Origin of the sequence: Reichenbachiella sp., assembly GCF_033344935.1 — a bacterium.
GTDB lineage: Bacteria > Bacteroidota > Bacteroidia > Cytophagales > Cyclobacteriaceae > Reichenbachiella.
In genome coordinates this window covers 1-19,568 of record NZ_JAWPMM010000001.1, presented here as the reverse complement: position 1 = coordinate 19,568, position 19,568 = coordinate 1, and the positions used below count along the sequence as shown (strand labels likewise).

The following is a 19,568-nucleotide window of genomic DNA, read 5'->3' as shown; positions in this document are numbered from 1 at the left end:
GATATTTATTTACCTATAGCCTTAATCAAAGCACTAGTTGATAAACCCAAAAAAATCATTACGCATAAAATTATTGCCCTTTTCGGTTTACTCTTATCCTCAGGAATTCTAACAGGTTCTAATATTGTAAATACTGGTGTCTCTTCTTTCAATTTAATTTTCGCTTGTTCGACCTGAGAAGAAAGCCCTTTATATACATCAAACGCAATGTCATATTCATGCTCAATTTTCTTAAGTTCTATTTGACCTGTAGCGGAGGATACATTTTTATTGCGATCTGTGGCTCGTGCGAGTCTCAATTGTACCTTTTCGAATTCAGCTTTAGCTTCATTGTAGGTTTCCAGGATAAATTCTAGGTTTTTTATTGATTTGTCAGTCTTATATTCTATAACAGCCTCAGTAACCATTAGTTCAATTTTTTTGGCAATTTGAGCAGCGGCATAAGGATCTGGCAATTCAATCAAGACCTCAATAATTCCAGTCTCAGCATCTATCTCAATCGAAATTCTTTCTTTGAATTTTTCTATGATCTTCCAATCTTCTTTTGATAAACGATAAAAAGGAGAGGCGTTTTCTTTTGCACTTTCTTCCCCCTGAACGGCTTTCTTGAGTAATCCTGGCAAACCAATCGTGTATTTCATGGCGTATCCAAGTAGGCTTGGTTTTTTTATTTCCTTGAAATAATGAAAGGACGTGGTATGTAAATCCATTTGTTCAAAATATACCGTGTCATTCAAGACTTCTAAAATGAAAGGCAAGCTATTGACAATCTCAGGGTAAAGCTGAGGAGTAAGCACACCTGATGAACCTGACATGCTACTCAAATCTACTCCAGCGAGACCAGCGAGACCAGCTAACCCTCCCATGTTGGGCATTTGTGCTTCTTGACTTTCAGGCAGCAGCTTACAAGAAGCTTCATACTCGACCGGGCTGGTGAAGGCAATAACCAACCCAATAATAGCAAATATCCCAGTCACTTTTGCAATAAAGCGACGTCCTGCCCAAATGGTTTTGGCCAGTTCTATCAAGTCGATCTCGTCGTCATGTATGACTTTATGTTCTCTTTCTTCTGCCATGTTAATTGGACATGATTTGACTAACAATAAGTGCAATAGTGGCTATACTGGAAGCCATCGCAACCCAAGCTTGAGGGCTCATGGGTTGTTTTTCTGGTTTCTTAGGCACCACGATCTCCATGCCAGGCTCAACCTTAGGATAGTTTCTAATCCATAAAAAACTCCGAGTTTGGGCGGCCGATCCATTGGCATAGATCGCATAGGACTTTGATTTTTTGGCTCTTTGGTCAAAGCCCCCTGCACTTGAAATATAGTGTTTGAATTTTGAGCCTTTGTTGTGCTGAATATTGCTCGGATAGAGTACTTCTCCTCTGACACGCACCGTTTGATATTCTCTGGGAATACTTAGAATGTCACCTTTTCTAAGAATGAGGTCATATTTAGACCCTGGTTGTTCTAATATTTTAACCAAATCAATACCGATCGATTCTTGTTGACGAAAAATTTCCAGACTATCGCTTACTGAAAAGCCTTCTTTTCTAAACCTATTGGTTAAGTCCTGTCTTCTGATTTCTGCTGCATCGTCATCTATCTTAACATCTGCAATGACATTTCCATCTGCATCCACGGCATCTGATTTTTTTGGGGCCTTGTAATATTCAGTTCTTCTGATAAGAGTCGCTCCCTTGGCATAAGCGTAACGAGAAAGACCTCCCGCTCTTTTTAATAAAGATGAAATTCTTTCATCTTTAGTTTTTAATGAATACTTGCCAGGAAATTTGGCTTCGCCTTCCACTTCTACTATCTCCTGATCTTGAAAGAAAGGGCTTTTACGAACTACCACTAAGTCATAAGGAGCCAATTTAAAACTGGATGCTTCACTGGAAAGGTTCAGATTTTTACTAATGGGGAAGTTGTGAATTTGGGCAGATTGATTAATGTCTTGACTACTATCTGGGTGTACTCGTCTGGCGACTTCTACAAATGATCGGGCTGCAGATTCTTTGAACCCGCCAGATAAATAAATGAGGTCTTCGACAGTCATGTCTTCTACATAATTGATAGAACCAGGCTTAAGCACTTCTCCTTCAATGGTCAGCTGATAAGATTCTCTTAGGTCATAAATGGATTGGAAGGTAACCAAATCATTGTTTTGTAAGATCACATCCGATTCTCCAGCTATAATCTTTGTTGGGTCGAAAGATATATTGGAAAGAGAGAAATCCTTATTTCTTCGGATTATAACACCGCGCTCCATAAACGCATCTCCTCGAAGGCCATCTGCTTTTTTAATTAGTTCAGCAAGTGTTAGGCTGTCTGTCAATTCATATTCTCCAGGATTGAGCACTGGCCCTTCAATAGTGACTCTACTTACAAATTCTTCGGAAATTTCTGGAATGAAAACCTCATCACCATTTTTCATTTTAAAGGTTTCTCTTTCTTCCCGAGCAATTGATTTTACTGTTCTAAAATTGCCTTGGACACGTATCACGTTTATAGTACCGTCATAAGCATTTTTGGACAAACCACCAGCAAAGTATAATAGATCGTCAAATGTTTCCTTTTCAGTTAATTCATAAGCTGCCGGCCTTTTAACTTCTCCCTGAAACCTAACTCTATTAATATAGGGTTTGACAATAATAACATCCTGATCTTTCAATGTGGTATTTTCACCTATGCCTTTGATGAAAAAATTGTACGCATCAAATGTTGAAACCAATTCTCTATCTCTATAAATTTCAATTTGCCTTAATGAGCCATTAATAGTTGGCCCACCTGCATGGTAAAGAGCATTAAAAACGGTTCCGAAAGAAGTTAAAGTGTAGGTGCCTGGCTTGTCGACCTGTCCAATTACATGAACTGCAATGGTTCTGATTTGACCAAGAGAAACATCCGCAAACGAACTCCTTCCGATAGTGCTGTAAATTTTCTTTAATCGAGCAATGATTTTCTTTTTGGCGTCTTCCATTTTGAGCCCATTAACATAGATAGGGCCTATGCTGGGTACTCTAATCGAGCCTTCAGGTGAAATCGTAACCTGATAGTTTTGTTCGGAAGCGCCCCAGATATCTATATAGAGCTCATCCCCTGGAGCTAAAGTGTAATTGGCAGGAGTGGGAACATTGAGGTTGGGTTCAAAGGTCAATTCAGATTCCCGAAAAAATTTCAAACCAAATACTTCAAGTCCATCATCGAATATTTTTAATGAATCTTCCTTTTCTTTTTGTGCCATTTGTTCAAATGGCAACATCAATTCATCTACTACCGCTTGATCAATGGGGCTAACTCTCATTCTAGATCCTGCCATGGCAGGGTTCACGGCTTCACTAGCCTGTGCTTCTAATATTTTACCACGCAGTTTTGCAATGTCAGCTTCAGACATACCACGCATTTGTGCCATTTGGACTAGTTGCTCCTCGCTCATTCCGCTGGCCTCCAATCGCTGAACCAGATGCCCCATTTGCTCTGGGGTCAAGTCATCTATATTGAGGTTTTGTAGATTTTGTAAATCAGAAATATTTTGGGCTTGGACATGGGTTATTTGCCCAAGTGATGTAGCTAATAATAAGATACTTAAGAGTATGCGCCTCATATCGAAGTTTAATTTCGCCGCAAGTTAGGAAATATTATTTTCCTAGCTGACAAGTAACTAAAAAATGTGGATTGAGCAGGTTAGGTTTATTGTACTCTACCTGCGATTGACTGTCTTTGATTTGAACTTGTCCTCCAGCTTCGATTACAATTGCATGAGCTGCAGCAGTATCCCATTCCATTGTGGGTGCAAACCTTGGATATAGATCAGCTTTGCTTTCTGCCACAGCAATTAACTTTAGAGAACTTCCCATACTAACAATTTCTGGTTCATTCAATTGATTTATATAGGCTTGAGTTTCATCATTGAGATGCGAGCGCGACGCGACAACTTTTATTCCTTTTGCGTTTGGTTGTTGGCTGTTGGCTGCTAGCTTTTGACCTTGGCCATTATGGTCTAAGTATGCACCGTTATTTTGACTTGCGTAGTATAGCTTATTTTGAACAGGTACTTGAACTACACCTAAAACGGGACATCCTTTGTGGATTAGCGCTATGTTGACTGTAAATTCACCATTTTTTTTAATGAACTCTTTTGTGCCATCTAAAGGATCTATCATCCAAAAAAAATCCCAATTTTTTCGTTCTTCGTAAGGAATTTCTCTTCCTTCTTCACTGAGAATGGGGAGATTCGTTTTTTCAAGTTCAGCTACTATAGCCAAATGCGAGGCTTTATCCGCCTGGGTAAGGGGAGAATCATCTGATTTAGCTTCAATGCTAAAGTCTCCACTTTCATAGATCCTAAGAATTTCTATAGCTGCTTTTTTGGCCGCTGTTTTAGCGATTTCAAGTAATGGTTGTAAATTCATATTTGACATTAACTATGACGATTAACCATTAACTCAAAGGAAGAATGTTAATGGTTAACGTCTATGGTTCAAGTTATCTATACAATCATTCCAGCAGCAACAGTTTCGTTTGTGGCTTCATCCACAAGAATAAGACTACCTGTAACCCTATTCTTTTTATATGAATCTGCTAAAAGCGGTTTTGTTGTTCTAAGCTTCATTTTGCAAATATCATTAGCGTTGATGTCCTTATCTTCTTCATTCCTATGAAGCGTGCTAATATCCAGCTTGTAGCTGATTTCCTTGATCATAGTTTTAGCCTCTGCAGTAGTATGACGCAGAATATATTTTGCCCTTGGTTTTGGTCCCTGAGGGTTTAACCAACAAATCATGACCTCAATATCTTGAATAGGCTCAGGTTTGTTGTTTGTTCGAACAATCATATCTCCACGACCCACATCTATATCATCTTCTAATTGGATAGAAACTGACATAGGTGCAAAAGCTTCATCGATTTCACCGTCAAAAGTATCTATCGATTTGATTGTTGAACTAAATCCAGAAGGTTCTACAGTGACTTCATCGCCTGGCTTGAATACACCACTTGCAATCCTTCCAGCGTACCCACGATAATCATGGTATTTGTCATTTTTTGGACGAATAACTGTTTGAACTGGGAATCGACAATCTATGTGATTATGGTCGCTACCAATATGAATATTTTCCAAAGTATAGAGTAGTGTCGAGCCTTCATACCAAGGCATGTTCTCACTTCTGTTTACCACATTGTCCCCGTTCAAGGCTGAAATTGGAATGAATCTTACGTCTTTTACTTCTAATTTAGAAGCAAAAGCTTCGTAGTCTTCTTTGATTTTTTCAAAAACCTCTTGACTATGGTCTACCAAATCCATCTTGTTTACACATACTACAACATGTGGTATTTGCAAAAGAGATGCAATAATAGAATGTCTTCTAGTTTGTTCTATCACACCTTTTCTGGCATCTACCAAAAGTAGTGCGCAGTTGGCGGTAGATGCACCTGTCACCATATTTCTTGTATACTGGATGTGACCTGGTGTATCAGCAATAATAAATTTTCTTTTAGGTGTGGCAAAATACCTGTAGGCTACATCAATAGTTATTCCTTGTTCTCGTTCATCTTTGAGACCATCGGTTAGAAGAGCCAAATCAGTATGTTCTAAGCCTTTTCTTTCACTGGATTTGGCCACTTGATCCATTTGATCTTCAAAAATTGATTTGGAATCATAGAGTAAGCGACCAATCAATGTACTCTTCCCGTCGTCAACACTACCCGCAGTAGTGAAACGAAGCAATTCCATATCTAGGTAGGCGTTGTTGTTATGCGGAGTGTTTGTATTTTGTTCTGTCATAGTTACAGAGTTTTTTTAATCAAAATGGAGTCAACTCTAACCGTTGACCCTTAACATTAATTTAATTTTAATGAACTTCTCAATCCGTTCAGTTGTTTGCCAATAGCATCTAAAGCTGAAATTGATTTATTGAAATCATCTTTTTCAATAAATTCTAGTCTGTTAGCAATTATGAACTGAGTTTTCAGTTCGAAACTAGATCCAAGAGATATTTCTACAAATCGAGAAAATTCCTTTTCGGAACTTCTGCTTGCACCTTCGGCAATATTCGAAGGGATAGAAATAGCAGCTCGTCTCATTTGAGAAATCAATCCAAATTTTTCTTCGGTTGGAAACTTTTTGGTCTTTTGGTAAGCTTCTACTGCAAAATCCACCGAGTCATTCCAAACTTTGTATTGTGTAAAATCTCTCATCTTTTGTAGGTTTTGATTGGTTAACTTTTTTAAGTTAATGGTTAGAGTAAACAGTTAATTTTAGTTCTAGAAGTATCCTTGCTTCTTTCTATCCTCCATCGAGGTTTCGGAACGTTTATCATCTTCTCTATTTCCTCTTTCTGTTTGACGAGCAGAAGCCACTTCATCAACGATTTTTTCCAATGTATCGGCATCAGATTCATCGCCTCCTGTAATGGTAATATCTCCCAATGTTCTGAACCTGATTTTTTTAGTAACGATCTCTTCGTTATCTGCAATTTGGATGTAGTCCGAAACTGGTAACCATGTATTGTTTCTTCTAATTACCTGTCTTTCGTGAGCGAAATAGAGGCTAGGAAGAGCAATATTTTCTGAAAGAATATATTGCCATACATCCATTTCTGTCCAATTGCTTAATGGGAATACTCTAAAATGTTCGCCTTGGTGACATCTGCCGTTGAAAATATTCCAAAGTTCTGGTCTTTGATTTTTAGGGTCCCATTGTCCAAACTCATCACGATGAGAGAAGAAACGTTCTTTGGCTCTTGCTTTTTCTTCATCTCGTCGAGCTCCGCCAATACATGCATCAAAACCATGTTCTTCTATAGTATCTAGCAAAGTAACCGTTTGAATAGCATTTCGATTGGCGTTTTTCCCCTTTTCTTCAGCTGCTGCACCATCATCGATTGATTTTTGGACAGATCCTACTATGAGCTTCACGCCAAGTTCTTCAACATATTTATTTCTAAATTCCATCGTCTCAGGAAAATTATGCCCCGTATCAACATGGACAAAAGGAAATGGAATTTTTGAAGGAAAAAATGCTTTTCGAGCTAAATGAGCCACACAAATAGAATCCTTACCTCCAGAAAATAATATAGCAGGGTTCTCGAATTGGGCAAAGACTTCACGAAGAATATAGATTGCTTCCGCTTCAAGTTCTTTGATGTGAGTGAGATTATAGTTTGACATATGAGTACTTAATCTTTGTTTTCTTGTCAGGATACCGAAGACAGAAGTCTTCATGAATCTTAATTATTTAATATTTTTTCTAAATGCAACCATCATGTTCATGAGGTTAAATGACTCTTGGTAGTATTTTTCAAAATCCTGATCAGTGATGTATTTTCTCCGTTTGGCTTTATGCAGACAAGTGACTACTTCTGCTAGTGACCTTATAGAATAACCCATAAACTTTTTAAACTCAGGATTAGACTGACCGATTGATCCCTCCGAAATATTCAAAGCTACTGAGTCTACAGCTCGGCAAATTTGCGAAGAAAGGTTGAACTTTTCTTTTTCAGGAAACGCTTTTGATAAATCATTGACATCCTCTCCCAAGTCCATGGCCTTTTGCCAAATCAATATGTTTTCAAATTTAAATTTCATCTATTCCGACTCCTGACTTCCGACAACTCTTATTTTTTTAATAACGAGGTCATAAATATTTTGAACCCCTTCTTCAATAGATAACTGATGAGAGGGAATTTCTATATCGGCATTTTTGGGTGCTTCGAAAGGTGAATCAATACCTGTGAAATTTTTAATCTTTCCTTCACGAGCTTTTTGATATAGTCCTTTGACGTCGCGTTTTTCACATTCTTCTAATGGACAGTTTACAAACACTTCCACGTAACTTTCTCCCATCTTTTCTCTTACTTTCTTTCTTTCTTCTTCAAAAGGTGTAATAAAAGCGGTGAGAACTACGGTGCCCGCATCTACAAATAAATTAGAAACTTCAGTAATTCTTCTAAGGTTTTCTTTTCTGCTTTCGTCAGAAAAGTCCAAATCTTTGTTTAGTCCACTACGAACGTTATCTCCATCTAAAATATAGGTGTTAATGCCTTCATTGAAAAGTTTGGATTCCAATCCACTGGCCAATGTCGATTTGCCAGAGCCCGAAAGACCTACAAACCAAATCAAGATTGGACGATAACCTAATTTTTTAATTCTGTCCGCTTGCTTGATCGCGTGATCATGTGGTATGATGTTTTCAGTCATACTGATTATTTATTTTACGGTTGTCCAATCCTAAATTTATTCTATACCAGACTTCTTCATGTCCATAGTAGAACATCATTTTAAGTATAGTTTCTACGATAGCAATCCAGCCCGCTTTTTCTAGTGTACCTTGACTTTCATTGAATATCCAAACTACTAATATAAAGGTTGTAAGTCCTGCAATGGCCCGCCATGTAAACGCTTTTATTATGTGTCTGATGCGTGGGCTGATGTTAGCTTTCAAATTGAACCAGAAGCGCTCATGGAAATAATATAGTAACAGCTTAATAACAACATCTAAAACCGCAAGAAGACCAAGCTGTGAGCCACTAATGCCCCCTTGAATGTATGCCGCGACACTCAACGTAGTGGCGGTGGCGATGGCTCGCCAAGTTATTGATTTGGTAATATGTCTGACCCTACTGTCCATGTTTGTTGAATTATTAGATAAGAAAAAATGAAAACGAGACCCAATGTTGCATCAGGCAATAGACAAAACATCAACAGCAGGTTGTTGATTGGTGTGTTCTGTATGTAAATAATGTTTTCAATTTCCTATCTGTAGGGTTAAATGAGGCGCAAACTTAGTCACAAAAGTTAAATCAGAAAGCATCTCTGCTTAAAAACTATAATGACCCGTCAGAAATATTTGTGGGTAGGACTCCTTTGACATCATAAATAATGGAATTTTCTCGAAGATTATCCCATTCAATCGATTCAAATTCGTGGTGCGAAACTGCTAAAATATAGGCTGAATAATCAGGTGAAATTTCTGGCTCTAGATCATAACCATATTCGTCTTTTACCTCTTGCACGTCAGCTAGCGGGTCATGTAAAGCAACATCAACGTTATATGCCTCAAGCTCTTTGGCAATATCAAGAACCTTTGTGTTTCGTATATCGGGACAATTCTCCTTGAATGTTAGTCCAAGAATTAAAACTTTTGAATTGACTATTTCTAATCCTTTTCTTGCCATCAATTTTACAACCTCCTGAGCCACATGTTTACCCATGTTGTCATTAATGCGTCTTCCGGCTAAAATAACTTCTGGCAAATAGCCTACACTTTCAGCTTTGTGAGTCAAATAATAAGGGTCAACACCAATACAATGACCTCCAACTAAACCGGGTTTGAAAGGCAGAAAATTCCACTTAGTAGCTGCGGCTTCAAGCACTTCATGGGTGTTAATGCCGATTCGATTAAAAATTAAGGCCAGTTCGTTAACGAATGCAATGTTTATGTCACGCTGGGCATTTTCTATCACTTTCGCAGCTTCGGCTACTTTGATTGAGGAAGTTTTGTGCGTACCAGCTGTAATAATAGAAGCATAGAATTTGTCTACTACATCCGCAATTTCTGATGTACTTCCACTTGTCACTTTTAATATATCTTTAACTCCTCTATTCTTATCACCAGGGTTTATTCTTTCAGGGGAATAGCCACAGAAAAAATCTTTATTGAATTTGAGGCCAGAGTTTTTTTCTAACAGCGGCACACAGTCGTCCTCAGTACATCCCGGATAAACAGTTGATTCATATACAACAATGTCATTCTCTTTCAAATAACTACCTACCAGCTTGGAAGCACTTTGGAGTAAAGAAATGTCAGGATTGTTATTTCCGTCGATTGGTGTAGGAACAGTTATGATATAGAAATTAGCTGATGCTAAATCTTTTTCATTGGTTGTAAAAGAGAGGTTTTTATTTTTTTGGGTTTTAGAAAAATCAACTTCGCCCGTTCTATCGTGACCGTTATTAAGCTCGTTAATGCGGCTCTGGTTTATATCAAATCCGGTTGTGGGATACTTTTCCGAAGCCGCCATAGCTAAAGGTAGCCCCACATAACCAAGTCCAATGATGGCAACTTTGAATTCCATGAAATTTACCCTTTAACTTTTTTCATAAAATACTCCAATGTTGGTTTTAACCCTTCGCTTCTGGAGAATTTAGGTTCCCAATCCAAAACTTCTTTTGCCTTTGAAATATTTGGTTGTCGCTGTTTGGGATCATCCATTGGTAGTGGTTTGTAAGCTATTTTTGATTGGCTTCCGGTAAGCTTCAAAATTTCTTCTGCGAATTGGTTGATAGTAATTTCACTTGGATTGCCAATGTTGACAGGGTCTGCACAATCGCTCAGTAACAATCTATAAATGCCTTCAACCAAATCATCCACATAGCAAAACGAACGGGTCTGTGACCCATCACCAAAGGCAGTCAAATCCTCACCTCTCAATGCCTGACCAATAAATGCTGGCAATACGCGACCATCATCGAGACGCATTCTTGGACCATATGTATTAAATATTCGTACTATTCTTGTTTCTACTCCATGAAAGGTATGATAGGCCATAGTCATGGCCTCTTGGAAACGCTTAGCTTCATCGTACACTCCTCTTGGTCCAACGGGATTTACGTTGCCCCAGTAGTCTTCCGTTTGCGGGTGAACTAGGGGGTCTCCATAAACTTCCGAAGTAGAGGCTATTAGCATTCTTGCTTTTTTCGCCTTGGCAAGGCCTAGTAGATTGTGAGTACCTAATGATCCAACCTTCAAAGTTTGTATGGGCATTTTTAGGTAGTCTATCGGACTGGCAGGTGAGGCGAAGTGCATGATATAATCAAGATCCCCAGAGACGTGTACAAACTTTGACACATCGTGATTATAGAATTCAAAATCTTCTCGATGAAATAGATGCTCAATATTGTCTAATGACCCTGTTATAAGATTATCCATAGCAATGACATGACAACCTTCTTTTAAAAATCTATCGCACAAGTGTGAACCTAGAAAACCCGCTCCGCCTGTAATTAATACTCTTTTCTTATTCATTTGTATTTAAAATTTTGATACAGTATTGTCAAAAGCACTGTAAGTTTTATCTCTCTCAGACAGGATGATATCTTTCTCGTCCAATGCCCATTTAATATTTAAGTTTTCATCATTATGACAAAGCCCATCCTCGAAATCTGGCGCATAAAAATCATCTATCGCATAAAAAATCTCTGCTTGTTCAGACAACACTAGAAAACCATGGGCAAAGCCTTTGGGAACAAAGAGTTGATTTTTTTTCTTTTCAGAAAGAATGACTGAAAAATGCTTTCCAAAAGTAGGCGAATCTTGCCTCAAGTCAATTATTACATCCTGTATTTCTCCTTTGGTCACGGTCACCAGCTTAGATTGAGCATGAGGTTGTTTTTGAAAGTGCATGCCTCGAAGTACTCCAAAGGTTGATCTTGAGCAGTTAAATTGCTTGGGCTGAAAATCGATACCGGTTTGTTCTCTGAAAATTCTTTGGTTAAACCATTCAAAAAAATAGCCCCTATGGTCCTCAAGAATGTTGGGTTGCAAGTGAAAAGCACCATTAAGAGAAAGTCTTTCTATTTTCATTTTGGATGAGGTAACAAGTTCAGTAAATATTCACCATATCCACTTTTTATTAAAGGCATGGCAATTCTCTCTAATTGGTCCCCATTGATGAAATTCATTTTATAAGCGACCTCTTCGACACAGCCTATTTTTAGTCCCTGGCGCTCTTCAATTATTTTCACGAATGAACTCGCTTCGTTTAGCGAAGCAAAAGTACCAGTATCTAACCACGCCGTTCCTCTATCAAGAATTTGCACATTCAGCCTTCCTTGTTCTAAATAAACATTGTTAACAGAAGTTATTTCAAGTTCGCCTCTGGCACTTGGTTTTATTGATTCACTAATTTCCACCACTTCGTTGTCATAAAAGTATAATCCAGGAACCGCATAATTAGATTTTGGGTTTGAAGGCTTTTCTTCAATTGACAAAGCTTTACTGGATTCGTCAAACTCTATTACCCCGTATCTTTCAGGGTCTTGCACATGGTAACCAAATACAATTCCTCCTTCGGGGTTGGTGCATTTCTGTAATTTTTTTGATATTCCAGAGGCGTAAAAGATATTATCTCCTAAAACGAGAGCGACTTTGTCTGAGCCAATAAAGGCTTTTCCAATAATGAATGCCTGGGCTAAACCTTCGGGTTTTTCCTGAACCGCATATTGGAAATCGCAGCCAAGATGACTCCCATCCCCGAGAAGCTCCTCAAAAACAGGCAAATCTCTGGGCGTTGAGATAATTAAAATTTCTCTTATTCCAGCAAGCATAAGAGTAGAAAGGGGGTAATAAATCATTGGCTTATCAAATACTGGAAGTATTTGCTTACTGACCGCCATGGTTAGTGGATGAAGTCTGGTTCCAGAGCCGCCTGCCAATATGATTCCTTTCATGAGGTTTTTATTTCAGAACTGAGGTTTGAAGACTTCTTAGCAATCGGAATTTTCCAAGGTGATAATAGCTGTGCAGCCATTTGTTAATGGCAGATCTATAATCATATTAGTTTCTGTTACGTTAGAGATAGGTAGATCGTAAGGGTCACCATCAGATGGGTCAAGAGTAATGACACTATTTTTGGCTTCGTAATCGCCTGACTCTGCATTTGGACTAGCATCAAAATTACCGGTGAGCGAATATGTACCATCCCTGTTAAGAACGAGTTCCAAGCAAGAAATGCATCTTTCCAGATTATAAATACAGTTTAAGGCCCCGTTATTTAGGGGATCGTCACAATCCTCCCTATCAATATGAGTAGCTAACCATGTGCCCAATATAACACTCTCCGTACTGTCTTCTCCACAGCCAATTAACATAAGTTGACTTGAAATGATCAAGCCCAATAGACAACGTTTCATATTTTTCTTCAAGGAAGGTTAATTAAAGAGAACCCAAAATTAGTTATTTGAAGATTAAAAGGGAACTTAATTTTCAATGATTACACCACTTGCCACAAAATTGTACTCCATCTTTGGTTCAGTGATTAAAGCGATAGCTTCATCCGATTCGCCTGCGTCTTTTGCATAGTGACGTAGTTCTTCGACTGATGTTTCTTGCTTTACACAAAATCCATTAATAACAGCTTTGTTTCCTTCAGCACCGCTTTTGGGAACAAAAAAGGAGTAATCTTTAAATGTAACTCTAAGATTGTTTTTTTCTCCAGTTCTTAGTTGCATCCAACAGCCCTTTACAGCACAGGTCTTTTCAATTGTTCCTGAAAGGACAATAGAGACGGAGTCAGTCGTTTCCATTAATGAGGAGAGTTGAGAAATATCCTGGGCTCGAGACGCATCGAACGATTCTCCATAGGTTACGGAATTAATCTTTTTCTCGGAATTGCTTTTTTCCGAACAGGAGAAAAGAGCAAGCAATAGGGTTGAAAGTAAAATGACATGTTTCATTTGAGTTTGGATTTAAGTTGCATAATACGGTTATATGACGCTCTAATACGATCTTTTGATATTTCCCCTTGAGCTACATAATTGCTAATGATGTCATGAATTTGAGATGGAGTTCGCCTTTCGTTACCGGGCACGTTATTGCAAAACAGCATCACATCCACGCCCGCATTGATGGCCATTTTAATTGATTCTTCAAATCCAAAGTTTTTAGAAATCGCATGCATTTGCATGTCGTCTGTAAAGACTACTCCCTGATAGTTCAGTACACCTCTTAATATGTTGGTAATGATGTAAGGGGAGAGTGTGGCAGGTAGTTTGTCGGGGTCCAAATGTTCGTTAACAATATGCGCGGTCATAATAGCATCTACTCTTCCCGAATCAAGCAAGTATTTGTAAGGCATGAGTTCAGCAAACTGCCACGTGTCGCTGACATCAGCTACGCCAAAGTGTGAGTCATTTCTAGAGCTGCCATGCCCAGGGAAATGTTTCAGTACTGTCAGTACATTATTCTCTCGATGTACGTCAATTACTTTTTGTGCGTGACGGGCTACAATTTTGGCATCCCCAGAATAACTTCTTCCTAGTTTGGCTATGACTGGATTGTCTGGATTAATGGCGACATCCACATCGGGTGCATAATTTACATTAATACCATATTCGTTGAGAGTAGAGGCAGTATTGTTTGCATAGAAAGCTGTGGTGTCTAAATTGTTTATCGCTCCTAATTCACCCGCCTGTTTTGTGATAGGGAAACCATATTTTGGTTTTAATCGGTTTACACGTCCTCCTTCTTCGTCAATACTTATGAATAGTGGAATCGAAGCTGCGGATTTTAAGGAGTCAATGGTGCGTTTGAGTTGAATTTTCGGCCTTTCTGAATTAATGTTTTTTTCGAAAAGAATAATTCCACCCACTTTTCCGGCTTTGATTTCATTCAAGATTTCAGCATCATCGGGCAAATAAGAAAAATCACCAATCCCGGTCAATATCATTTGACCTATCATGACATCAAGACTCACGCTATCTTCAGTTTCGGCAACTTGTTGTGCATGGACTGAAGTGGTAGACAATACCAAAAAGAGAAAAGGAAAAATTTTGCTCATACTATTAGTGAAAAAATTCGATGCAATATAAGTAAGTAATTCTGTTTAGTTTTGCAGGCACTTTGTCTAAAGACACATATAATGCCACCTTTTGGTGCTTTGAAATTATAACAGTACATTTAGTTTATGCAAATCGAGCCCGGTAAGTTACTCGCCCAAATCAACTCTCCCGCGGACATGAAGGATTTAGATGCTGTCCAGTTGGTCAAGCTATCTGAAGAACTTCGTCAATACATTGTAGACGTGGTGTCTGTTTATGGTGGCCATTTTGGTGCCAGTTTAGGCGTAGTGGAGTTAACAGTTGCCCTCCATCATGTTTTCAATACTCCCGAAGATCAGTTGGTGTGGGATGTAGGACATCAAGCCTATGGTCATAAAATATTAACTGGGCGAAGAGATCAATTTCATACCAATAGATTTTTCAAAGGCCTTTCAGGTTTTCCAAAGAGAAAAGAAAGTGAATACGATGCGTTTGGCGTTGGTCATTCGTCTACGTCTATTTCTGCTGCATTAGGAATGGCTGAGGCGTCTCGTCATAAAAATGAAAAAGATAGACAACACATTGCAGTCATAGGAGATGGGGCAATGACAGGAGGTATGGCCTTTGAAGCTATGAACCATGCAGGTGTTTCAAATTCAAATCTGCTCATCATTCTTAATGATAACTGCATGTCGATTGATCCGAACGTGGGGGCATTGAGAGATTATTTGACCGACATCACGACTTCCAAGACGTACAACAAGATGCGTGATGAGGTTTGGAATATTTTGGGAAAAATCAGCAAATTCGGACCGAATGCTCAAGAAATTGGATCGAAAGTAGAAAGCAGTGTAAAGTCCTTTTTGTTAAAACAAAGTAATTTATTTGAATCTCTTAATTTAAGGTACTTCGGGCCTATCGATGGCCATGATGTCAATCACCTGACCAGTGTCTTGAAAGATTTAAAAGACATTCCTGGGCCAAAAATTCTGCATTGCCTGACCAAAAAAGGGAAGGGTTATTCTTTGGCCGAAAAAGATCAAACCAAATGGCATGCTCCAGGTACGTTCGACAAGTTTACCGGAGAAATCCATAAAAAAGTATACGAAACCCCACAGCCTCCTAAATATCAAGAGGTCTTTGGTCATACGATAGTAGAGTTGGCTGAAAAGAATGATAAAATTATGGGGATTACTCCAGCCATGCCTTCAGGGTCTTCTATGAATATAATGATGAAGGCCATGCCGGACCGTGCATATGATGTCGGTATTGCCGAACAACATGCGGTGACGTTTTCAGCAGGATTGGCCACGCAGGGGCTGGTGCCTTTTTGCAACATTTATTCGACCTTCATGCAGCGCGCGTACGATCAAGTGATTCATGACGTGGCCATTCAAAATCTTAATGTAGTCTTTTGCCTAGATAGAGCTGGATTTGCAGGAGCTGATGGACCTACTCATCATGGTAATTATGACATCTCTTTTTTCAGATGTATTCCTAATATGATCATTTCTGCTCCAATGAATGAGGAGGAGTTAAGAAACCTAATGTATACCGCTCAACTCCCAGATCAAGGGCCATTTTCTATAAGATATCCCCGGGGTAATGGTGTAATGCCTGATTGGAAAACTCCATTTGAAGAAATCAAAGTAGGTAAGGGTAGAAAACTCAGAGAAGGTGAAGAATTAGCTTATTTGACTTTTGGACATATTGGAAATTATGCCGTTGAAGCATGTGAAAGGCTTGAAAAGGATGGCCTTTCTGTTGGACATTTTGATATGAGATTTGTCAAGCCGCTCGACGAAGAGATGCTGCACGAGGTTTTCAAAAACTATAAATATGTAATCACTGTTGAGGATGGCTGTCTGCAAGGAGGATTTGGAAGTGCGATCCTAGAGTTTATGGCTGATCATGGCTACCAAAGTAAAGTAGTTCGCCTTGGCATTCCCGATGAGGTCGTTGAACATGGTACCCAAATGGAATTGCACAAAGAGTGTGGCTTTGACCCTGAGGGTCTTTACCAATCGGCCAAAAAGCTATTGACATTCGAGCCTGTATAAGCTAAAGTTTTTTCAGGAAAATTTCATTATCACATTAATTCTAATCTTGGTGTGTTTCAAAATACGTATATTGTATTTTAGCGTTCCACGCTTTTATGAAAGTGATAAATAAATACATAGTAGTTTGCTCATTGGGACTAGTTTTCAGTCTCCTTTCTTGCAAACGGTCCAATTTAGAAATGACGGCGCTTGAAGGTGGTCCTCAAGTTGAGGATTCTACTTATGGCTATGACCCCGAGCAGATGATCAAAATGGATTTTGATCAGATTAAAGAAAGAGGATATTTCACAGCGATTGTTGATAATAGCTCTACAGGAATGTTTCTTTACCGAGGGGAACCCATGGGTTACGAATACGAGTTGTTGTCCCTTTTTGCTCAGAGTATTGGTATCGAAATCCGATTTGATATCACCCCAAGTCTTGAAGAAGGCTTTAGAAAACTGAATGGTGGGCAAGGGGACATTTTGGCCTACAATTTATCTGTCACTAAAGAACGCCAAAAATTCATGGATTTTACCACTCCGCACAATTTTGTTAGGCAGGTGTTGGTTCAACGTAAGCCTGACAATTGGAGAGAAATGAAGCTCCATGAAATCGAAAAGACTTACGTCAGAAATCCAATAGAATTAATAGGGAAGGAAGTTTATGTGAGAAAGGGATCTGCTTACACTTCAAGGCTTAAACATTTAGCAGAAGAAATCGGGGGGGATATTTTGGTGGTTGAAGAATTCGATGAGTTGGAAACTGAAGCGCTTATCGAAATGGTGGCAGAGGGCAAGATTGACTATACTGTGGCAGATGAAGATGTGGCTTTGGTTAATGCCAGATACTTTTCAAATATTGATGTAAAAACAGCTATCAGCTTTCCTCAACAGATCGCTTGGGGAGTAAGAAAAAACGCACCACAATTGTTGGATACACTTAATGCTTGGATTGGGGACATGAAGCGAACCAATGACTACTATGCGTTGTACGATAAGTATTTCAAAAGTACCAGAAATAGTAAAAGAATGATGCAGAGTGACTTTTTCTCAAAAAATGCAGAAAGGATCTCACCGTATGATAGTTTAATAAAGTTGGGTGCGGAAAAATTAAATTGGGATTGGCGCTTGCTAGCGGCACAAATTTCTAAAGAGTCACGTTTTGACCCAAATGCTGAGTCTTGGGTTGGTGCAAGAGGATTGATGCAAGTAATGCCAAAAACCGGCCGGTCATATGGGGTTAAGAATTTGTTTAGTCCTTCTCAAAATATCAAAGCTGGTGTGAAACATATACTATGGTTAGAAGGTGTATGGAAGGAAATAACTGACATGGAAGAGCAGTCCAAATTTGTTTTAGCTTCTTACAATGTAGGTCAAGGTCATGTGCAAGATGCCGCTCGACTAGCAGAAAAGTATGGAGGAGATCCACAAAATTGGGAGGATGTGTCTAATTATTTGAGGTTAAAATCAAAAAAGAAATATTATACTGATCCGGTTGTCAAATTTGGTTATTGTAGAGGAGATGAACCTGTTGATTATGTGGATGATATTTTATATCGATATAGTCGCTATCTTCAGCTAGACCAGAGTGAGGGTGTTGCAACCGAACAAAGCGAATAATTGGAATACTTCTAATAGACACCCTAATTGTTCAATTTAGGTATTATCTTTAGAAATATTAATCCGTCACATATTCCTATGACTCCACAACTGCATCAACTCTATCTAGAGTATATCAAAGCTAGAAAAATCAAAATCCCTGAAGATCAATTCAATTATTTAGCAAAGTTATACCCAGCCTTATTGGTGTGTATGAGTGACGGTAAACTTGATCAGGAAGAGTGGGATGGGATTGTGATGGCTACCAGAGGCTTGTCGGCTGAGTTTGTCAAATCACCAAGTGACAATCGGGATTTGATAGCCATGTCCTTTAGAACTGAAATCCGATATCTTCTAGACAATGTGGATCGATGGAATAAGAAATTTCTTAACGCCATTCATGCTTCTATTCAAGGGAATAAAATTGACCAAGAGTTCATTCTGGAAACGATGTACCTTTTTGCCAATATCACTGATGGTATATCTGATGAAGAAGAAGAGGCCATTCGGAAACTAGCCCATCGCCTAGAAATTGACCACTCCTAGGTTTTAGGAAGTTTCACCTGATCTAAGTAGAAAAACAAACGATTCGATTGGTAATTAAGTGGGGATATTTTTGTGATTTCCACCGATTTGTGATTGATGAAAACTTCGAAATAATTCCCTTCTAATAAGAACAAATTTACCTTGTATTCATAGTATCGAATGTCGGTAACAAATGTTCCATTTTTGTAAATATGTTGAACCTGCTCCCCTAGGGACATGTTCAGAAATTGCACCTGGGTCATTTTATCATAATGTTGTTAATATCAATATAGCTAAAAATCTAGGAAATCTTTTAGCGATTTATCGAATATTAAATCGTATTTACCTTGTAGAATTTCATCCAGGTGGTTGTGATATTCATCGAAAGAAGTGAGGTTGTTGTGTTTTCCTCCGTGGATGGGTATTAATCGAGTCGTCAGTGGTGCTTCTTTTCGTAATCTTACACTAGATCGGTATGGAATTAACCCATCTTTTGTCCCGTGAATAATATAAATTGGACACTTTACATACTTGATCCAGATGTCTGTTCGGATATGATATTTGAGTAAAATGGATAATGGAAGAAAAAATAGCCATCGGGAGGTGAGTTGAGAAAGGCTATAATATGGAGCGTCCAAGATGAGCATTTTCGGATTATTCTTTGAAGCCAACTTGGCAGCAAAACCAGAGCCCATGGACCTTCCATATATTATAATTTTTTCTTCAGGATACCATGATCTAACACGATTGTAGACATACTGACTATCCTTATAAATAGCTTTCTCTGCTCTCTTTCCTGTACTCTTACCAAAACCGCGGTAATCTATGAGAAGGACCTCGTAATCACTTCTGGTAAAGTCTCT

21 protein-coding genes are annotated in these 19,568 nt (G+C 38.7%); 3 read left to right on the top strand and 18 right to left on the bottom strand.

The window, feature by feature from the left end; translation table 11 throughout:
• Positions 1–5 precede the first annotated feature (5 nt).
• The 16 genes from R8N23_RS00105 to R8N23_RS00030 all read right to left on the bottom strand — a co-directional run bounded on the left by R8N23_RS00105 (position 6) and on the right by R8N23_RS00030 (position 14,560).
• Positions 6–1,076, bottom strand: coding sequence for a Wzz/FepE/Etk N-terminal domain-containing protein (locus tag R8N23_RS00105; RefSeq protein ID WP_318169517.1), 1,071 nt, complete (start codon positions 1,074–1,076; stop codon positions 6–8).
• A gap of 1 nt (position 1,077) precedes the next feature.
• Positions 1,078–3,609: an SLBB domain-containing protein gene (locus tag R8N23_RS00100; protein ID WP_318169516.1), complete on the bottom strand. Its 2,532-nt coding sequence runs from the start codon at positions 3,607–3,609 to the stop codon at positions 1,078–1,080.
• Between the two features lie 34 nt (positions 3,610–3,643).
• A complete protein-coding gene (cysQ, locus tag R8N23_RS00095; RefSeq protein ID WP_318169515.1) occupies positions 3,644–4,426 on the bottom strand; it encodes a 3'(2'),5'-bisphosphate nucleotidase CysQ in 783 nt (260 codons plus the stop codon).
• A 68-nt stretch (positions 4,427–4,494) separates the two neighbouring features.
• Complete coding sequence (locus R8N23_RS00090) at positions 4,495–5,787, bottom strand: sulfate adenylyltransferase subunit 1 (RefSeq protein WP_318169514.1); 1,293 nt, start codon at positions 5,785–5,787, stop codon at positions 4,495–4,497.
• A 56-nt stretch (positions 5,788–5,843) separates the two neighbouring features.
• Complete coding sequence (locus R8N23_RS00085) at positions 5,844–6,200, bottom strand: four helix bundle protein (RefSeq protein ID WP_318169513.1); 357 nt, start codon at positions 6,198–6,200, stop codon at positions 5,844–5,846.
• 66 nt (positions 6,201–6,266) lie between these two features.
• Positions 6,267–7,172: a sulfate adenylyltransferase subunit CysD gene (gene cysD, locus R8N23_RS00080; RefSeq protein ID WP_318173561.1), complete on the bottom strand. Its 906-nt coding sequence runs from the start codon at positions 7,170–7,172 to the stop codon at positions 6,267–6,269.
• Positions 7,173–7,235: 63 nt separating this feature from the next.
• Complete coding sequence (locus tag R8N23_RS00075; RefSeq protein WP_318169512.1) at positions 7,236–7,589, bottom strand: four helix bundle protein; 354 nt, start codon at positions 7,587–7,589, stop codon at positions 7,236–7,238.
• Positions 7,590–8,201 (bottom strand): adenylyl-sulfate kinase, encoded by a 612-nt coding sequence (gene cysC, locus R8N23_RS00070; protein ID WP_318169511.1) that lies wholly within the window; start codon positions 8,199–8,201, stop codon positions 7,590–7,592. It abuts the gene before it with no gap.
• Positions 8,194–8,631, bottom strand: coding sequence for a DUF2061 domain-containing protein (locus tag R8N23_RS00065; protein WP_318169510.1), 438 nt, complete (start codon positions 8,629–8,631; stop codon positions 8,194–8,196). The genes cysC and R8N23_RS00065 overlap by 8 nt, the downstream gene beginning before the upstream one ends.
• 196 nt (positions 8,632–8,827) lie before the next feature.
• Entirely contained in the window at positions 8,828–10,078 is a 1,251-nt protein-coding gene (locus R8N23_RS00060; protein ID WP_318169509.1) for a nucleotide sugar dehydrogenase, read from the bottom strand.
• Positions 10,079–10,083: 5 nt separating this feature from the next.
• Complete coding sequence (locus R8N23_RS00055) at positions 10,084–11,028, bottom strand: UDP-glucuronic acid decarboxylase family protein (protein ID WP_318169508.1); 945 nt, start codon at positions 11,026–11,028, stop codon at positions 10,084–10,086.
• A gap of 6 nt (positions 11,029–11,034) precedes the next feature.
• Entirely contained in the window at positions 11,035–11,586 is a 552-nt protein-coding gene (gene rfbC, locus R8N23_RS00050; protein ID WP_318169507.1) for a dTDP-4-dehydrorhamnose 3,5-epimerase, read from the bottom strand.
• The gene (rfbA, locus tag R8N23_RS00045; protein ID WP_318169506.1) at positions 11,583–12,452 is read right to left on the bottom strand and encodes a glucose-1-phosphate thymidylyltransferase RfbA; all 870 of its coding nucleotides are present in this window, start codon (positions 12,450–12,452) and stop codon (positions 11,583–11,585) included. The genes rfbC and rfbA overlap by 4 nt, the downstream gene beginning before the upstream one ends.
• 36 nt (positions 12,453–12,488) lie before the next feature.
• Entirely contained in the window at positions 12,489–12,926 is a 438-nt protein-coding gene (locus tag R8N23_RS00040) for a lipocalin family protein (protein ID WP_318169505.1), read from the bottom strand.
• Positions 12,927–12,980: 54 nt separating this feature from the next.
• Positions 12,981–13,457 (bottom strand): DUF4920 domain-containing protein, encoded by a 477-nt coding sequence (locus R8N23_RS00035; protein WP_318169504.1) that lies wholly within the window; start codon positions 13,455–13,457, stop codon positions 12,981–12,983.
• Positions 13,454–14,560, bottom strand: a complete 1,107-nt coding sequence (locus tag R8N23_RS00030; RefSeq protein WP_318169503.1) for a glycoside hydrolase family 3 protein — start codon at positions 14,558–14,560, stop codon at positions 13,454–13,456. The genes R8N23_RS00035 and R8N23_RS00030 overlap by 4 nt, the downstream gene beginning before the upstream one ends.
• 126 nt (positions 14,561–14,686) lie before the next feature.
• On the opposite strand from R8N23_RS00030, the gene dxs reads away from it, so the two are divergent.
• From dxs to R8N23_RS00015, 3 genes are all read left to right on the top strand, one after another.
• Positions 14,687–16,600, top strand: a complete 1,914-nt coding sequence (gene dxs / locus R8N23_RS00025) for a 1-deoxy-D-xylulose-5-phosphate synthase (RefSeq protein ID WP_318169502.1) — start codon at positions 14,687–14,689, stop codon at positions 16,598–16,600.
• Positions 16,601–16,779: 179 nt separating this feature from the next.
• On the top strand, positions 16,780–18,201 hold the full coding sequence (locus tag R8N23_RS00020) for a transporter substrate-binding domain-containing protein (RefSeq protein WP_318169501.1): 1,422 nt from the start codon (positions 16,780–16,782) through the stop codon (positions 18,199–18,201).
• A gap of 78 nt (positions 18,202–18,279) precedes the next feature.
• Positions 18,280–18,726: a hypothetical protein gene (locus R8N23_RS00015; RefSeq protein WP_318169500.1), complete on the top strand. Its 447-nt coding sequence runs from the start codon at positions 18,280–18,282 to the stop codon at positions 18,724–18,726.
• Here the strand turns inward: R8N23_RS00015 and R8N23_RS00010 are convergent.
• Complete coding sequence (locus tag R8N23_RS00010; protein WP_318169499.1) at positions 18,723–18,968, bottom strand: hypothetical protein; 246 nt, start codon at positions 18,966–18,968, stop codon at positions 18,723–18,725. The genes R8N23_RS00015 and R8N23_RS00010 overlap by 4 nt on opposite strands.
• 30 nt (positions 18,969–18,998) lie before the next feature.
• Positions 18,999–19,568: alpha/beta hydrolase (locus R8N23_RS00005; RefSeq protein WP_318169498.1), on the bottom strand; the 570-nt coding region annotated here is incomplete at its 5' end.